The 13,874-nt window shown below is 73.6% G+C and carries 15 protein-coding genes and 1 pseudogene; 8 read left to right on the top strand and 8 right to left on the bottom strand.

All coding sequences use genetic code 11. The annotated features are described in order from the left end of the window. Positions 1 to 28: 28 nt before the first annotated feature. Positions 29 to 577: pseudogene (cobU, locus tag ACFYNO_RS02970) on the bottom strand (bifunctional adenosylcobinamide kinase/adenosylcobinamide-phosphate guanylyltransferase); the annotation flags it as partial. Positions 578 to 671: 94 nt separating this feature from the next. Between cobU and ACFYNO_RS02965 the strand changes: the two are divergent. Beyond that, positions 672 to 872, top strand: coding sequence for a hypothetical protein (locus ACFYNO_RS02965; RefSeq protein ID WP_388004170.1), 201 nt, complete (start codon positions 672 to 674; stop codon positions 870 to 872). A 19-nt stretch (positions 873 to 891) separates the two neighbouring features. Here the strand turns inward: ACFYNO_RS02965 and ACFYNO_RS02960 are convergent, their stop codons facing one another. Then, positions 892 to 1,608, bottom strand: coding sequence for a class I SAM-dependent methyltransferase (locus tag ACFYNO_RS02960; RefSeq protein WP_388004167.1), 717 nt, complete (start codon positions 1,606 to 1,608; stop codon positions 892 to 894). A gap of 230 nt (positions 1,609 to 1,838) precedes the next feature. Further along, the gene (locus ACFYNO_RS02955; protein WP_388004164.1) at positions 1,839 to 2,438 is read right to left on the bottom strand and encodes a DUF3043 domain-containing protein; all 600 of its coding nucleotides are present in this window, start codon (positions 2,436 to 2,438) and stop codon (positions 1,839 to 1,841) included. 243 nt (positions 2,439 to 2,681) lie between these two features. Here ACFYNO_RS02955 and ACFYNO_RS02950 point away from each other — a divergent pair, with 243 nt between their 5' ends. Together ACFYNO_RS02950 and ACFYNO_RS02945 are read left to right on the top strand one after the other, a co-directional pair. Continuing rightward, the gene (locus tag ACFYNO_RS02950; protein WP_388004161.1) at positions 2,682 to 3,485 is read left to right on the top strand and encodes a PspA/IM30 family protein; all 804 of its coding nucleotides are present in this window, start codon (positions 2,682 to 2,684) and stop codon (positions 3,483 to 3,485) included. Positions 3,486 to 3,522: 37 nt separating this feature from the next. Beyond that, the gene (locus ACFYNO_RS02945) at positions 3,523 to 3,816 is read left to right on the top strand and encodes a hypothetical protein (RefSeq protein WP_388004158.1); all 294 of its coding nucleotides are present in this window, start codon (positions 3,523 to 3,525) and stop codon (positions 3,814 to 3,816) included. Positions 3,817 to 3,891: 75 nt separating this feature from the next. On the opposite strand, the gene nadA is transcribed toward ACFYNO_RS02945, so the two are convergent. Continuing rightward, positions 3,892 to 5,073 (bottom strand): quinolinate synthase NadA, encoded by a 1,182-nt coding sequence (gene nadA, locus ACFYNO_RS02940; protein ID WP_388004155.1) that lies wholly within the window; start codon positions 5,071 to 5,073, stop codon positions 3,892 to 3,894. Between the two features lie 205 nt (positions 5,074 to 5,278). Here nadA and ACFYNO_RS02935 point away from each other — a divergent pair, with 205 nt between their 5' ends. The 3 genes from ACFYNO_RS02935 (at position 5,279) to ACFYNO_RS02925 (ending at position 8,232) form a co-directional block, all read left to right on the top strand. Then, positions 5,279 to 6,205, top strand: a complete 927-nt coding sequence (locus tag ACFYNO_RS02935; RefSeq protein WP_388004152.1) for an NADP-dependent oxidoreductase — start codon at positions 5,279 to 5,281, stop codon at positions 6,203 to 6,205. 71 nt (positions 6,206 to 6,276) lie between these two features. Then, entirely contained in the window at positions 6,277 to 6,744 is a 468-nt protein-coding gene (locus ACFYNO_RS02930) for an Lrp/AsnC family transcriptional regulator (protein ID WP_388004149.1), read from the top strand. Positions 6,745 to 6,870: 126 nt separating this feature from the next. Then, positions 6,871 to 8,232, top strand: coding sequence for a pyridoxal phosphate-dependent decarboxylase family protein (locus tag ACFYNO_RS02925; RefSeq protein ID WP_388004146.1), 1,362 nt, complete (start codon positions 6,871 to 6,873; stop codon positions 8,230 to 8,232). A 7-nt stretch (positions 8,233 to 8,239) separates the two neighbouring features. Here ACFYNO_RS02925 and ACFYNO_RS02920 read toward each other — a convergent pair whose 3' ends face one another. Continuing rightward, positions 8,240 to 9,121, bottom strand: a complete 882-nt coding sequence (locus ACFYNO_RS02920) for a GNAT family N-acetyltransferase (protein ID WP_388004143.1) — start codon at positions 9,119 to 9,121, stop codon at positions 8,240 to 8,242. 194 nt (positions 9,122 to 9,315) lie between these two features. On the opposite strand from ACFYNO_RS02920, the gene erpA reads away from it, so the two are divergent. Then, the gene (gene erpA / locus ACFYNO_RS02915; RefSeq protein WP_101379990.1) at positions 9,316 to 9,669 is read left to right on the top strand and encodes an iron-sulfur cluster insertion protein ErpA; all 354 of its coding nucleotides are present in this window, start codon (positions 9,316 to 9,318) and stop codon (positions 9,667 to 9,669) included. A gap of 260 nt (positions 9,670 to 9,929) precedes the next feature. Here the strand turns inward: erpA and ACFYNO_RS02910 are convergent, their stop codons facing one another. After that, positions 9,930 to 10,697, bottom strand: coding sequence for a hypothetical protein (locus ACFYNO_RS02910; RefSeq protein WP_388004139.1), 768 nt, complete (start codon positions 10,695 to 10,697; stop codon positions 9,930 to 9,932). A 117-nt stretch (positions 10,698 to 10,814) separates the two neighbouring features. Then, positions 10,815 to 11,018 carry a hypothetical protein gene (locus tag ACFYNO_RS02905; RefSeq protein ID WP_388004136.1) on the bottom strand — a complete coding sequence of 68 codons (204 nt, stop codon included), beginning with the start codon at positions 11,016 to 11,018 and terminating at the stop codon, positions 10,815 to 10,817. Positions 11,019 to 11,220: 202 nt separating this feature from the next. Between ACFYNO_RS02905 and ACFYNO_RS02900 the strand changes: the two genes are divergently transcribed. Next, the gene (locus ACFYNO_RS02900) at positions 11,221 to 12,195 is read left to right on the top strand and encodes a carbohydrate kinase family protein (RefSeq protein WP_388004133.1); all 975 of its coding nucleotides are present in this window, start codon (positions 11,221 to 11,223) and stop codon (positions 12,193 to 12,195) included. Between the two features lie 2 nt (positions 12,196 to 12,197). Here the strand turns inward: ACFYNO_RS02900 and ACFYNO_RS02895 are convergent, their stop codons facing one another. Then, entirely contained in the window at positions 12,198 to 13,613 is a 1,416-nt protein-coding gene (locus ACFYNO_RS02895) for a cysteine desulfurase/sulfurtransferase TusA family protein (RefSeq protein ID WP_388004130.1), read from the bottom strand. Between the last annotated feature and the right edge of the window lie 261 nt (positions 13,614 to 13,874).

The raw sequence follows: 13,874 nt of genomic DNA, 5'->3' as shown, positions 1-13,874 counted from the left end.
TACCAATCAGGGGTGCGGTCCAGTGGGGTCAGGAGGCGGCGTTCTTGATGGTGAGCGGCTGCCCGGCCACCACCAGCAGCACCTGGTCGGCGGCCTCGGCCACCGCCATGTTGAGCCGGCCCAGGGTGTCCCGGAACCGCCGGCCGGCCGGGGTGCCAGGCACCACGCCCATCCCCACCTCGTTGCTGACCAGCACCAGCCGGCGCCCGGTCAGCCGGACCGCCTCGGCCAGCCCGGCGCAGCGCTCGCCCACCGCGGCCTCGGCGTGCTGCTCCCAGTCGGCGTCCTGCCAGGCGTTCGCCCGGTCCATCACGTGGGTCAGCCACAGGCCCAGGCAGTCGACCAGCACCGGGGCCGGGTCGGCGGTGTCGGCGAGCACCCGCTCCAGGTCCCAGGTCTCGGCGGTGCGCCAGCCGGCCGGGCGGCGCTCGCGGTGCAGTGCGACCCGCCGGGCCCAGTCCGGGTCGCCCTCGCGGCTGCCGCCGGTGGCCACGTAGAGCACGTCCTCATGGCCGGCCAGCAGCTGCTCGGCCTTGGTGGACTTGCCGGAACGGGCCCCGCCGAGGATCAGGGTGCGTGTCATACGCTCCATCCTGACGCACCGGGGTTGAGCGGTGGCAGGGCGGGCAGCCTGCCTGTCCAGGAGTGTGGCGAGAGAGCGGAGCGGGACCATGGCGTGGACGTGGCAGTACCTGGCGGCGGACAGCGCGGTGCTCGGGGACGGCGCGGCGGCCGAGGAGTTCGGCAGCCAGGGCGACGCGGAGAGCTGGATCGGCGAGGAGTGGAAGACCCTCACGGCGGACGGCGTCGACCGGGTGCTGCTGCTGGAGGACGGCCGGGAGATCTACTCGATGAGCCTGCAGGAGGGCTGACGCCCGCCGGCCGGGCGGCCTACTTGGTGCCGACCAGGTGCAGCAGCGCGGCCACCTGGCGGTACGGGTCGACCCGCCCGGCCCGGTCCTCGGCGTCCAGCAGCTGGCCGAGCTGGCGCCCGTCCACCGGGGCCGCGTGGTCGGGCGTCGCGTCGGTGAAGACCCGCACGCCGTACCAGTGCCGCAGCGGCACCGAGACCTCGCGCAGCGTGGTGGCCAGGTCGGCCAGCCGGTCGGCTCGGGCGGTCAGGCCCAGCCGGTTGGTGTAGTGGTCCGAGTCGAAGGCCTGCAGCGCGGCCCGCCAGTCGCCGGTCAGCCCGGCCCGCATGGCCAGCGCGTCCCGGTTGCGGGCCAGCAGCGAGAGCAGGCCGCCGGGGGCCACCATCCGGGCCAGCGAGGCGACCAGCGGCCCCGGGTCCGGCAGGTACATCAGCACGCCGTGGCAGAGCACCACGTCGAAGCTGCCGGGGGCGAACCAGCGGCCGCAGTGGTGGCCGTCCCCGCTGAGCAGCCGGACCCGGTCGCGGACCTGCGGCGGCTCGGCGCCGAGCATCGCCTGGGCGGCGCCCAGGGTGACCGGGTCGGAGTCCAGCCCGGTGATCCAGTGGCCGGCCCGGGCCAGCCGGATCGCCTGGGTGCCCTGGCCGCAGCCGACGTCCAGCACCCGCAGCGGGGCCTGGGTGGCCCGCACGCCGAAGTGCACGGTCAGCTGCTCGGCCAGCTGGCGGCCGACCATCTCCTGGCGGACCAGGTTGTGCAGCCCGCCCTGGCGGTCCAGCCAGGCGCCGGCCCCGCCGGCGAAGGAGCCGCTGCGGGCCGGCAGGCCCTGCTGCTGCCCGGGGTACCCGTAGGGGGCGTACGGGGCCTGCTGGTGGCCGCGGTCGTGCCCGCCCTCGGCCTGCCCGGGCAGCGCGTACAGACCGGGCCCCGACGCGGGGGCCCAGTCGTACGGCAGCGGTTCCGCGGTCAGGGGTGCTCGCCCCGCTTCACCTGCGGCTTGGGCAGCCGCAGCCGGCGCAGCTGCAGGTTGCGCATCAGGCCGTACATCACGGCGCCGCGGCTGTTCTCGTTCGGGAAGCGGTTGTTCAGCGCCCGGCGCAGGCCGAGGCCGAGCCGGACGAAGTCCACCACGACCAGGATCAGGAAGATCAGGAAGAGCAGCGTGGAGAGCAGCTGCAGGGTGCCCACCCGGAGCACGCTGAGCACCAGGATCACCACGGCGAAGGGCAGGAAGAACTCGGCCACCGACCAGCGGGAGTCCATGTAGTCGCGGGCGAACTTGCGCACCGGGCCCTTGTCGCGGGCGGGCAGTGCCCGCTCGTCGCCGTTGAGCAGCGCCTCGCGCTGCTTCTCCCGCTCGGCGCGCAGCCGTTCGCGGGACTGCTTGGCCGCCTCCTTGCGGTCCTTGGGCACGGTCACCCGGGTGCGGCGGCTGGCCTCGGCCTCGCTGCGCTTGGGGGTGGGACGGCCCTTCTTCGCCTGCGGATCGCGGGACTGGGGCGCGGCGTCCTGCTCGGCCAGTGCGGTGGCGGAGGAGGGGGCTTCATCTGAACGGCGTCGGAACACAACGACAAGGGTACGGGGTGGTCGTCACGGACGGATCGGGCCGGTGCGTCCCGACTCCGGATGAGGGTCCGGATCCACCTCGCGGAGGACGCCGGGACCGGTGTGGTCGTAGCAGTCTTGTTGCAGGTAGGTGTACTGCGTCGATGACCCGGCTGCACCTACACTCGCAGTAGATAATTCGGTACGAGATAGCAATCCGCAGCCCGGAGAAGGGGGCACCCGAGGCCCATGAGCGACGGAATCATGAAGCGTATGGGGCTGATCTTCCGGTCCAAGGCCAACAAGGCACTGGACCGGGCGGAGGATCCCCGTGAGACGCTCGACTACTCGTACCAGAAGCAGCTCGAACTGCTGCAGAAGGTCCGCCGCGGTGTGGCCGACGTGGCCACCTCGCGCAAGCGCCTGGAGCTCCAGCTGACCCAGCTGCAGCAGCAGTCGGCCAAGTACGAGGACCAGGGCCGCAAGGCGCTGTCGCTCGGCCGGGAGGACCTGGCCCGCGAGGCGCTGACCCGCAAGTCGGCCATGCAGGGGCAGATCAGCGACCTGCAGGTGCAGTACCAGCAGCTGCAGGCCGAGGAGGAGAAGCTCACGCTCGCCTCCCAGCGCCTGCAGGCCAAGGTGGACGCCTTCCGCACCAAGAAGGAGACCATCAAGGCCACCTACACCGCCGCCCAGGCGCAGACCCGGATCGCCGAGTCGTTCTCCGGCATCTCCGAGGAGATGGGCGACGTCGGCCTGGCGATCCAGCGGGCCGAGGACAAGACCGCGCAGATGCAGGCGCGGGCCGGCGCGATCGACGAGCTGCTGGCCTCCGGCGCGCTCGAAGACCCGAGCGGCCTGCGCAAGGACGACATCGAGGCCGAGCTGGAGCGGGTGGCCGGCGGCAGCGACGTGGAGCTGGAGCTGGCCCGGATGAAGGCCGAGCTCGGCGGCGGGCCGTCCGGCCCGGCCGCGATCGAGCAGGGCAACGGCGGTGCGCAGCACCAGCAGCAGCCCGGCCACGGGCAGCAGGACACCCCGCCGCCCACGATCAACTACCAGAAGTGACGCCCAGCCAGCCCCGAAAGCAGGGAGACACACCGGCATGATCATGCGGATCATGGGGGAGGGCCAGTTCGAGGTGGCCGATGAGCACCTCAGCCGGCTGAACCAGCTCGATGACGAGCTGCTCGCGGCGCTGGACTCGGACGACGAGGCCGTGTTCCGGAGCACCTTGGACAACCTGCTCGGCGCGATCCGGGAGGTCGCCACCCCGGTGGCGGTCGACTACCTGGGCCCGTCCGACTCGATCCTGCCGCGCGAGGGCGCGACCATCGAGGAGGTCCGCGAGCTGCTGCGGGCCGAGGGCGACGGCCTGATCCCGGGCATCCCCGAGTAGGGCGCGGGCGCACCGAACCCCGAGAGGGGCGGCACACCGAACGGTGTGCCGCCCCTCTCGGCGTCGCGGCGGGTGCTACGGCAGGGCGAGCATCCGGTCCAGCGCGTCCTTGGCGTACTTCTCGGTCTCCGGGTCCACCGTGATCACGTTCGGCACCCGGCCCTCGACCAGCGACTCCAGCGCCCAGACCAGGTGCGGCAGGTCGATCCGGTTCATCGTGGAGCAGAAGCAGACCGAGCGGTCCAGGAAGACGACCTCCTTGTCCGGGTGGGCGTTGGCCAGCCGGCGGACCAGGTTGAGCTCGGTGCCGATGGCCCACTTGGAGCCGGGCTCGGCGGCCTCCAGGGCCTTGATGATGTACTCGGTGGAGCCGACCTCGTCGGCCGCGGCGACCACCTCGTGGCGGCACTCCGGGTGCACCAGCACGGTGACGCCGGGGATCCGCTCGCGGACCTCGGCGACCGAGTCCACGGTGAACCGGCCGTGCACCGAGCAGTGGCCGCGCCAGAGGATCATCTTGGCGTCCCGCAGCTGCTCGGCGGTCAGGCCGCCGTTGGGCTTGTGCGGGTTGTAGAGCACGCAGTCGTCCAGCGACAGGCCCAGGTCGCGCACCGCAGTGTTGCGGCCCAGGTGCTGGTCCGGCAGGAAGAGGATCTTCTCGCCCTGCTCGAAGGCCCACTCCAGGGCCCGCTTGGCGTTGGAGGAGGTGCAGATGGTGCCGCCGTGCCGGCCGGTGAAGGCCTTGATGTCGGCGGAGGAGTTCATGTAGGAGACCGGCACCACGGTGTCGGCTATGCCGGCCTCGGTCAGCACGTCCCAGCACTCGGCGACCTGCTCGGCGGTGGCCATGTCGGCCATCGAGCAGCCGGCCGCCAGGTCGGGCAGCACGACCTGCTGCGCGGCGCTGGTCAGGATGTCGGCCGACTCGGCCATGAAGTGCACGCCGCAGAAGACGATGTACTCGGCCTCCGGGCGGGCCGCGGCGTCGCGGGCGAGCTTGAAGGAGTCACCGGTGACGTCGGCGAACTCGATGACCTCGTCGCGCTGGTAGTGGTGGCCCAGGATGAAGACGCGGTCACCGAGCTTCGCCTTGGCGGCGCGGGCGCGCTCCACCAGGTCCGGGTCGGAGGCCGGGGGCAGGTCGCCCGGGCAGTCCACCCCGCGCTCGCTGTTCGGGTCGGCCTGGCGGCCGAGCAGGAGCAGGGCGAGCGGCGTGGCGGCGGGCTCGGCGAAGCTGGTGTCAACGGTGGTGGTCACGGGCGGGTGCCCTCCTGTGCGGCCGGACTTCCCAGCCTTCTCGTCTATCTGACGTTATCTATCATAACCCGTTCGCGTCACTCTGACGATGGACATCGCGTCGATGTGACGCGATCGTCTGTACGCCGCGTCCATGCACGTGACGGGCGTGCCGGGATGCCCGGAAGTGCCGGTGATCTTGGGCCGGAGGTGTTTGGCTGTCCGCATGAAGGCAATCGCGATCCAACGCTACGGCGGCCCCGAGGTCGTCGAGTACATCGATCTGCCGGACCCCAAGCTGGGCCCCGACGGGGTGCTGGTGCGGGTCAAGGCGGCCGGGGTGAACCCGGTGGACTGGAAGATCCGCGAGGGCGGGGTGGACGGCGCGATGGACGTCCACTTCCCGCTGATCATGGGCTGGGACGTGGCCGGGGTGGTCGAACGGGTCGGCCCCGGCGTCACCGAGTACCAGGTGGGCGACAAGGTGATCGGCTACGTCCGCAAGGACGCGGTGGAGCACGGCACCTACGCCGAACTCGTCGCCGCCCCGGTCCGCACCCTGGCGCACAAGCCCGCCTCGCTCGACTGGGCGCAGGCCGGCGGTCTGCCGCTGGCCGGCCTGACCGCCTACCAGGGCCTGCACCGGGCGCTCGCGGTCAAGCCCGGCGAGACGGTGCTGGTGCACGCGGCGGCCGGCGGGGTGGGCAGCTTCGCCACCCAGATCGCGGTGGCGCTCGGCGCCCGGGTGATCGGCACCTCCGGGCAGCACAACCACGAGTACCTGCGCTCGCTCGGTGCCGAGCCGGTGCTCTACGGCAGCGGGCTGGTGGACCGGGTCCGGGCGCTCGCCCCGCAGGGCGTCGACGCCGCCTTCGACCTGGTCGGCGGTGCGGCGCTGGCCGCCAGCCGGGAGCTGGTCGAGGACCCCGGGCGGATCGCCTCGATCGCCGACCCCGGGGTGCTCGAGCTGGGCGGGCGCTTCGTCTTCGTCCGCCCGGACACCGCCGACCTGACCGCGCTCGGCGAGCTGGCCGACGCCGGCCGGCTCACCGTCAACGTCGCCGCGACCTTCCCGCTGTCCCAGGCCGCCTCGGCCCAGGCGCTCAGCGCCGAGGGCCGCACCCGCGGCAAGATCGTCCTCATGGTGGACTGAACGGAGCGCTTCGGGAGAATGGGGGCGGTGACCACCGTCCGCAATCCGAACCCTCCCTGGAGAGCACGTCCATGAGCAGCAGCAGACCGCCCGCCGAGGCCGGCGGGGTCGCCCTGGACGAGACCGACCGCCTGCTCCTGGCCCACCTGAGCCGGGACGGGCGGGCCTCGTACGCGGAGATCGGCCTGCTCGCCAACCTCTCGGCCACCGCCGTGCGGCGCCGGATAGACCGGCTGCGGGCCCGCGGGGTGGTGCGCGGCTTCACCGTGGTGCTCGACCCCGAGCTGCTGGGCTGGCAGACCGAGGCCTTCGTGGAGGTCTACTGCCGGGAGCGCACCGCGCCCGAGGAGATCCTGGCCAGCCTGCGGCAGTTCCCCGAGGTGGTCGCCGCCTGGACGGTCACCGGCGACCCGGACGCCCTGGTACACCTGCGGGCCGCCGACACCCGCCACCTGGAGGCGGTGATCGAGCGGATCCGCAAGGAGCCCGGCGTCCAGCGCAGCCGCAGCTCGGTGGTGCTGTCCCGGTTGATCGGCTGACGCAGCTTTCCTGCGTCGGGATCCCCGAAGACGCCCGAAAGCTGCCCGGCACGGCGCATTCGGACGCGCGGTGCGCGCCCCCCGCTGCCTAGGCTGAAGTGCACTTGTTCAGCCGAAGGAGCCCCCGTGACCAGCGCCCCGCACCGCATGCACCAGCCCGACAACGACCTGGTGGACCTGGTCTTCGGCTACATGCGGGAACGGCTGCAGTACGACCCGGTGCCGCTGGACCACCCCGGCGACGGCGAGCAGCTGCGCAACCACCTGGCCGGCCTGCTGAACGAGCACGGCAACGCCCCGGCGGACGTGCTCAAGCTCTACGACCACGAGCTGTCCCGCGCGGTGATCTCCGCCGACAGCCCGCGCTACCTCTCCTTCATCCCCTGCGCGCCGACCAAGGCCGCCCTGCTCTTCGACATGGTGGTCTCCTGCGCCTCGCTGCAGGGCATCTCCTGGCTGGAGGCGGCCGGCGCGATCGCCGCCGAGAACCAGGTGCTGCGGCTGATAGCGGACCGGGCCGGGCTGCCCGAGGGGGCCGGCGGCACCTTCGTCTCCGGCGGCTCGGCCGGCAACCTGTCCGCCCTGGTGGTGGCCCGGGACACCGCCCGCCGCAAGCTGCCGGCCGGCTCCCGGCTGCGGATCGCCGTCGCCGACCAGGTGCACTCCTCGGTGAAGAACACCCTCAACATCATCGGTGTGGAGGCCTTCCCCGTCCCCGCCGTGGACCGCCGCTTCACCGGCGCCGCCCTGCGCGCCGCGCTGGCCGCCGACCCCGAGCCGGAGACGGTGATCGCCGTGGTCGGCACCGCGGGCACCACCAACGAGGGCATCATCGACGACCTGGCCGGCCTGGCCGAGGTGGCCGGGGAGCGCGGCCTCTGGTTCCACGTGGACGGCGCCTACGGCGGCGCGGGCCTGTTCGCCCCCTCGGTGCGCGAGCGCTACAACGGCATCGAGCGCGCCGACTCCTTCGTGGTGGACCCGCACAAGTGGCTGTTCGCGCCGTTCGACTGCGCCGCGCTGATCTACCGCGAGCCGCGCCTGGCCAAGGCCGTGCACACCCAGGACGCCTCCTACCTGGACGTGCTGCACCACGAGGGCGACGAGTGGAACCCCACCGACTACGCCTACCACCTGACCCGCCGCGCCCGCGGCCTGCCGCTCTGGTTCTCGCTGGCGGTGCACGGCACCCAGGCCTACACCGACGCGATCGAGGCCGGCCTCACGCTGGCCCGGGAGACCGCCGAGCTGATCCGCCGCACCCCGCACCTGGAACTGCTGCACGACCCGCAGCTCTCCGCGGTCTGCTTCCGCCGGACCGGCTGGACCGAGGAGCAGTACTACGCCTGGTCCCGGCAGTTGCTGGCCGACCAGGTCGGCTTCGTCACCCCGACCGGCTGGGACGGCGAGACGGTGGCCCGGTTCGCCTTCCTGCACCCGGGCACCACGATGGAGATGGTCCGGGAGATCCTGGACACCATGGTCTGAGACCCCGCTAGAGGAAGCCGCCGCTGGGCAGGTAGGCCGGCGGCGGCTGCATGCCGCGCACCGCGAGGTAGCCGTGGTTCTCCAGGGTCAGCCCCAGCTCCAGGCCGACGTCCACCGCCCACTCCTGCTCCGCGGTCAGCCACTCCACCTTGGCCGGCGTCCCGACCGGGACCCGGGCCAGCGCCTCCGCCAGCAGCCGGGCGGCGAGGCGCTTGGAGGTGGCGGCCAGCAGCTTGACCGTGCCGCCGTCGCGGTAGCAGTAGCCGCTGCCGACCACGGTGTCGCAGACCAGCAGCTCCTCGTAGTGGGCCAGCATCATCGGGTGGTCCGGGCCGTGCGCGGAGCCGCGCACCCGGCGGTCGATGGAGTCCAGCAGCTCCTGGTGCTTGACCGTGCCCGGGAGCACCGCCAGGTCGCTCGGCGGCGGCAGCCGGTCCCGGTCCACCAGGCCGGTCAGCCGCATGGTCGGGTGGAGGTGGAAGCCGGCCAGCCGGTAGCGACGGGCCGCCGCCGGGTCCACCGAGACGGTGATCATGCCGCGCAGGCAGCCGTGCCCGTGCTCGCCCGCCCGCTCCAGCAGCAGCCGCCCGATGCCCCGGCCCTGGTACTCGGGCAGCACCGCGGTCAGCGCCAGCGCCCAGAGGCCTTCGCGGCGCAGCGAGAGTGCGAAGCCCACCGGGCGCTCGCCGCTCAGCGCCAGCCAGCAGCCGCCGGGGTCGGTCGCCGCCAGGTGCCGGGTCCTGGCCCGGTGGAAGATGTCCTGTGCCTCGGTCGGCCGGTGGCCCGGCGTGCCGTCCGGGCGGGCGGTGAGCCGGCCGAAGGCCGCCTGGGCGATCTCCCGGACGGTTTCGGCGTCGGCCGCGGAGTCGCGCACGTGACGAAGGATCATCCCACCATCCTGACTGCTGCGGCCCGGACCGTGTCGGGGTTTTTCGGCATGTGCGAGCATGGAACGAACAACGCGGACGGGTTGCGCCCGGCCGCCGCGGACAAAGGAACACCAGAACCACTGCGCGGAATCAAACCGCGCAGCCGCCGGTTGGCACTGGCGGCACACTGTCGTCACAGACCGGGAGTAACCAGATGACCGTCCAGGACGAGACCACCGTCGAGAGTGGTCTGCTCCTCACCGATGCCGCTGCGGCCAAGGTGAAGGCCCTGCTGGACCAGGAGGGCCGCGACGACCTCGCGCTGCGCGTCGCCGTGCAGCCGGGCGGCTGCTCCGGCCTGCGCTACCAGCTCTTCTTCGACGAGCGCTCGCTCGACGGCGACGTCGTCAAGGAGTTCGGCGGCGTCAAGGTCGTGACCGACCGGATGAGCGCCCCCTACCTCGGTGGCGCCACGGTCGACTTCGTCGACACCATCGAGAAGCAGGGCTTCACCATCGACAACCCGAACGCCACCGGCTCCTGCGCCTGCGGCGACTCGTTCAGCTGAGTCCTCGGCCCGCCAGTGGGCCCGAAGCGGGGGGGGGGGGGGGGGGGGGGGGGGGGGGGGGGGCGCCGGGGGGGGGGGGGGGGGGGGGGGGGGGGGGGGGGGGCGGGGGTGGACAGGGGGCCGCGGAGGCAGCAGCAGCACAGAGGCCCCGAGGAACCGCAGCACCCCAAGCCCCCCGGCCCCCCCCCCCCCCGCCCCCCCCCCCCCGGGGCCCCCCCCCCCCCCCCCCCCCCCCCCCCCGCCGCTTTTCGATGCCGGCTTCAGTTGCCCGCGCTGACCGGGCCGCCGTTCGGGGCCGACTCCAGCGGGACCGGGGAGCCGTCCAGGATGTAGTAGACGGAGCGGCCGTTCAGCGGCTGGGTCAGGGTGCCGACCACCGACTGGCGCTTGGCCAGCGCCGGGCACATCTGGCCGGTGGGCTGGCGCTCGGTGATCACCACCTGGACGCCGACCGCGCCCTGCTTGCCCTCGTTGGTCTTCAGCGCGTACTTGTCGCAGATGCCGCCGGTGAAGAAGACGGTCAGCTGGCTGCCGTTCGCCAGGTAGCTCGTCGGCCGCAGGTCGGCGGCGGGGTGGACCGGGTCCACCGGCAGCGGGGTCACGGTGCTGCCGGGGGCGGGGCTCTTGATCGGCGCCGAGGGGGTGCCGCCAGGCTGGGCCGGGGTGGGCGCGCCGGCCCCCGCGCCGGTGCCCGTCCCGCTGCCGCCGCCGGTCCCGCTGCCACCGCCGGTGCCGCCGGTGCCGCCAGGGCTGCTGCTCGCGCCGCTGGCCGGGCCGGTCGGCGAGGCGGCGTCCGAGGGGGCACCGGCCGAAGGGGCGGCGGCGGACGGCGAGTCGCTCGCGGAGGCACCGGCCGAGGGGGAGGCGGTGGCGACGGGCGCCGGGGAGCTGCCCGCACCGGCCGGGTGCTTGGCGCTGCTGCCGCAGGCGCTGACCGCCGCGGTCACCGACAGCAGCAGCGCGGCGGCGGCCAGCGCGCGGCGCCGGGTCGGTGCGGCGGGACGGGCCGTGGTGGTCTTCTCGTCCATGGTGCGACGTCCTCCTGAGGGTGGCGGATCCGTGGGTCGCAGCGGTGGCTGCGCGGATCTGACGTGGCACCGCCCGGACCGGTTCCCGGTCCGGGCGGACGAGTTTCGGCAGCGGCCTCAGCCGCCGAACTCCGCCATGCCGGCCACCAGCGCCCGGGTCCGGTCCGGCACCGTGATCGGCCGGCTGGGCGCCCCGGGCCGGGTCCCGCGCTCCAGCGGCGGCCAGAACAGGCCGAGCCGGCGCGAGGAGTCCAGCAGTTCGGCCAGCCCGTCCGGCTCGCTCTCGGAGGACGGCTGGACGGGGGAGTGACTGGGCTGCATGCGGAAGCGCTCCGATCGCCGGGCGGACCCCGGACGGGCCCGTTGATCGCGACCCTAGGCGGCCCGGGCGGGCCCGGCCAGTACTACCCGGGGGTAGTAGCCCGCGCCGGTCGGGATCGGCCAACCGTTACCTGGGCGGCTCCGGTGACGGGTACCGTGTGGGGGTTGTCCAGCCGCGCCCCCTTACCGAGGAGTACCCCCCGTGCGCATCGCCGTCGCTGGTTCGATCGCCACCGATCACCTGATGACCTTCCCGGGCCGGTTCGCCGACCAGTTGGTGCCCGAGCAGCTGCACACCGTCTCGCTCTCCTTCCTGGTCGACGCGCTGGACATCCGCCGCGGCGGGGTGGCGCCGAACATCGCCTACGGCATGGGCGTGCTCGGGCAGCGCCCGGTGCTGGTCGGCGCGGCCGGCCCGGACTTCGCCGAGTACCGCTCCTGGCTGGACCGGCACAACGTGGACACCGAGTCGGTGCACATCTCGGAGAGCCGGCACACCGCCCGCTTCATGTGCACCACCGACCAGGACCAGAACCAGATCGCCTCCTTCTACACCGGCGCGATGTCCGAGGCCCGCAACATCGAGCTGCGGCCGATCGCGGACCGGGTCGGCGGCCTGGACCTGGTGCTGATCGGCGCCGACGACCCGGAGGCGATGGTCCGGCACACCCAGGAGTGCCGCACCCGCGGCTACGCCTTCGCCGCCGACCCCTCGCAGCAGCTGGCCCGGCTGGAGGGCGACCACATCCGGGAGATCGTCGACGGTGCCGCCTACCTCTTCAGCAACGAGTACGAGGCCGCGCTGATCGAGAGCAAGACCGGCTGGAGCCCGGAGGAGATCCTGGACCGGGTCGGCACCCGGATCACCACCCTGGGCGCCAAGGGCGCGCGGATCCAGCGCAAGGGCGAGCCGGACATCACCGTGCCCTGCGCGCCCGAGCGCACCAAGGCCGACCCGACCGGTGTCGGCGACGGCTTCCGGGCCGGCTTCCTCTCCGGCCTGGCCTGGGGCCTGGAGCTGGAGCGCTCGGCCCAGCTCGGCTGCATGCTGGCCACCCTGGTGATCGAGACCGTCGGCCCGCAGGAGTACGAGCTGCGCCCGGCCGCCTTCCTGGAGCGCTTCAAGGAGGCCTACGGCCAGGCCGCCGCCGCCGAGCTGGCCGACAAGCTGGTCTGAGCTCAGCCCGTGCGGCGCACCAGGTAGGCGGTGCCCCGGTCGGCCCCGAAGCCGGCGGCCGGGGCCTCGCCCAGGTACTCCTGCCCGCGCATCCCGCACCAGGCGGGGATGTCGAGCCGGGCCGCCTCGTCGTCGGAGAGCACCGCCAGGGTGCCGCCCGGCGGGACCTCGCCGATCCGCTTGGCCAGCTCGATCACCGGCAGCGGGCAGCGCCGGCCGAGCTGGTCGAGCACCAGCGTCTCCGCCGCTGCCGCTGCCGCTGCCGCCGCCGGGGCGGGCAGGTCCAGGCCGAGCGGCGCCCGGACCCGGGCGACCAGCTCCGGCAGCACGGCCAGGAACCGGTCCACCTGGGCCGCCGTGGTCCCGGCCGGCAGCGAGACCCGGACGTTGCCCTCGGTCAGCACGCCCATCGCGGCCAGCACATGGCTGGGCGTCAGGGTGGAGGAGGTGCAGGAGGAGCCGGAGGAGACCGCGAAGCCGGCCCGGTCCAGCTCGGTCAGCAGCACCTCGCCGTCCACGTACAGGCAGGAGAAGGTGACCAGGTGCGGCAGCCGGTGCACCGGGTCGCCGACCACCTCGACCTCCGGCACCAGCCGTGGGACCTCCGCCCGGATCCGCTCCACCAGGGCGTGCAGCCGGGCGTTCTCGGCCTCGGCCTCGGCCCGGACGGCGTGCAGCGCGGCCGCCGCGGCGACGATGGAGGGCACGTCCGGGTAGCCGGGCACCCGGCCGCCCTCCCGCTCGTCGGCCGGCAGCGCGGAGGCGAACCTGGTGCCCTTGCGGACCGCCAGCACCCCGACCCCGCCCGGCCCGCCCCACTTGTGCGCACTGGCCGTCAGCACCGACCAGCCGGCCGGGACGGGCAGCCGGCCCGCGGTCTGCGCCGCGTCCACCAGCAGGGGGACGCCGCCGAGCAGTTCGGCGGTCTCGGCGACCGGCTGCACCGTGCCGACCTCGTGGTTGGCGGACTGCAGCACCGCCAGCGCGGTGTCGGGCCGGAGGGCGGCGGCGAACTGCGCGGGGTCGACCCGGCCGAGCCGGTCCACCGGTACGGCGGTGGCCTCGCCGCCGTCCGCCTCGTGCCACTCGGCGGTGTGCAGCACACTGGAGTGCTCCACCGCGGAGTGCACCAGGTGACGGCCCGTCCGGCGGCGCCCGCGCAGGGCGCCGAGCATGCCGATCTGCACCGCCTGGGTGCCGCCGGAGGTGAAGGAGACCTCGTCCGGCCGGGCGCCGAGCACCCCGGCGACGGTCTCCCGGGCCGCGTCCAGCAGCATCCGGGCCTGCCGGCCGGCCCGGTAGAGCCGGGCCGGGTCCGCCCAGCCCTGGTCCAGCGCGGCGGTCAGCGCCTGGCGGGCGGCGGGGTGCAGCGGGGCGGTGGAGGCGGCGTCGAAGTAGGCGCTCTCGTTTGACGGCACACCCGACACGGTATCCCGGCCCCACAACCCGTCAGTCGATCTTCACAACCCGGTCGATTATGTCCGTTTCATCCCCTCCCGACGGGTCGTCACCCGGTCGTCTCAATGCCCTCACTCGATCGGGTGTACCGGGCCCGAAAGACCGTCGTGACCTGGGAGTCCGTCCTTGCGGCGGCTGATCGGGTAGCCGGGCGGCGCGTTACCGGGACCTGCTCGTCAGGTCCGCATAAGGCTGGAGTAGGGTTTGGCCCGCATAAGCAT

Source organism: Kitasatospora sp. NPDC006697 (genome assembly GCF_042869935.1).
In the GTDB taxonomy this organism is placed as follows: Bacteria; Actinomycetota; Actinomycetes; order Streptomycetales; family Streptomycetaceae; genus Kitasatospora.
Note: the sequence above shows the minus strand (reverse complement) of the source record. Positions and strands in the feature narration are given on the sequence as shown.

Bases quoted from the DNA above. Each gene is read 5' to 3' on its own strand.
- ACFYNO_RS02965 (WP_388004170.1), top strand. From the start codon at position 672: ATGGCGTGGACGTGGCAGTACCTGGCGGCGGACAGCGCGGTGCTCGGG.
- ACFYNO_RS02950 (WP_388004161.1), top strand. From the start codon at position 2,682: ATGAAGCGTATGGGGCTGATCTTCCGGTCCAAGGCCAACAAGGCACTG.
- ACFYNO_RS02910 (WP_388004139.1), bottom strand. From the start codon at position 10,697: ATGGACGAGAAGACCACCACGGCCCGTCCCGCCGCACCGACCCGGCGC.
- ACFYNO_RS02920 (WP_388004143.1), bottom strand. From the start codon at position 9,121: ATGATCCTTCGTCACGTGCGCGACTCCGCGGCCGACGCCGAAACCGTC.
- ACFYNO_RS02905 (WP_388004136.1), bottom strand. From the start codon at position 11,018: ATGCAGCCCAGTCACTCCCCCGTCCAGCCGTCCTCCGAGAGCGAGCCG.
- ACFYNO_RS02945 (WP_388004158.1), top strand. From the start codon at position 3,523: ATGATCATGCGGATCATGGGGGAGGGCCAGTTCGAGGTGGCCGATGAG.
- ACFYNO_RS02960 (WP_388004167.1), bottom strand. From the start codon at position 1,608: ATGGTCGGCCGCCAGCTGGCCGAGCAGCTGACCGTGCACTTCGGCGTG.
- ACFYNO_RS02935 (WP_388004152.1), top strand. From the start codon at position 5,279: ATGAAGGCAATCGCGATCCAACGCTACGGCGGCCCCGAGGTCGTCGAG.
- ACFYNO_RS02930 (WP_388004149.1), top strand. From the start codon at position 6,277: ATGAGCAGCAGCAGACCGCCCGCCGAGGCCGGCGGGGTCGCCCTGGAC.
- erpA (WP_101379990.1), top strand. From the start codon at position 9,316: ATGACCGTCCAGGACGAGACCACCGTCGAGAGTGGTCTGCTCCTCACC.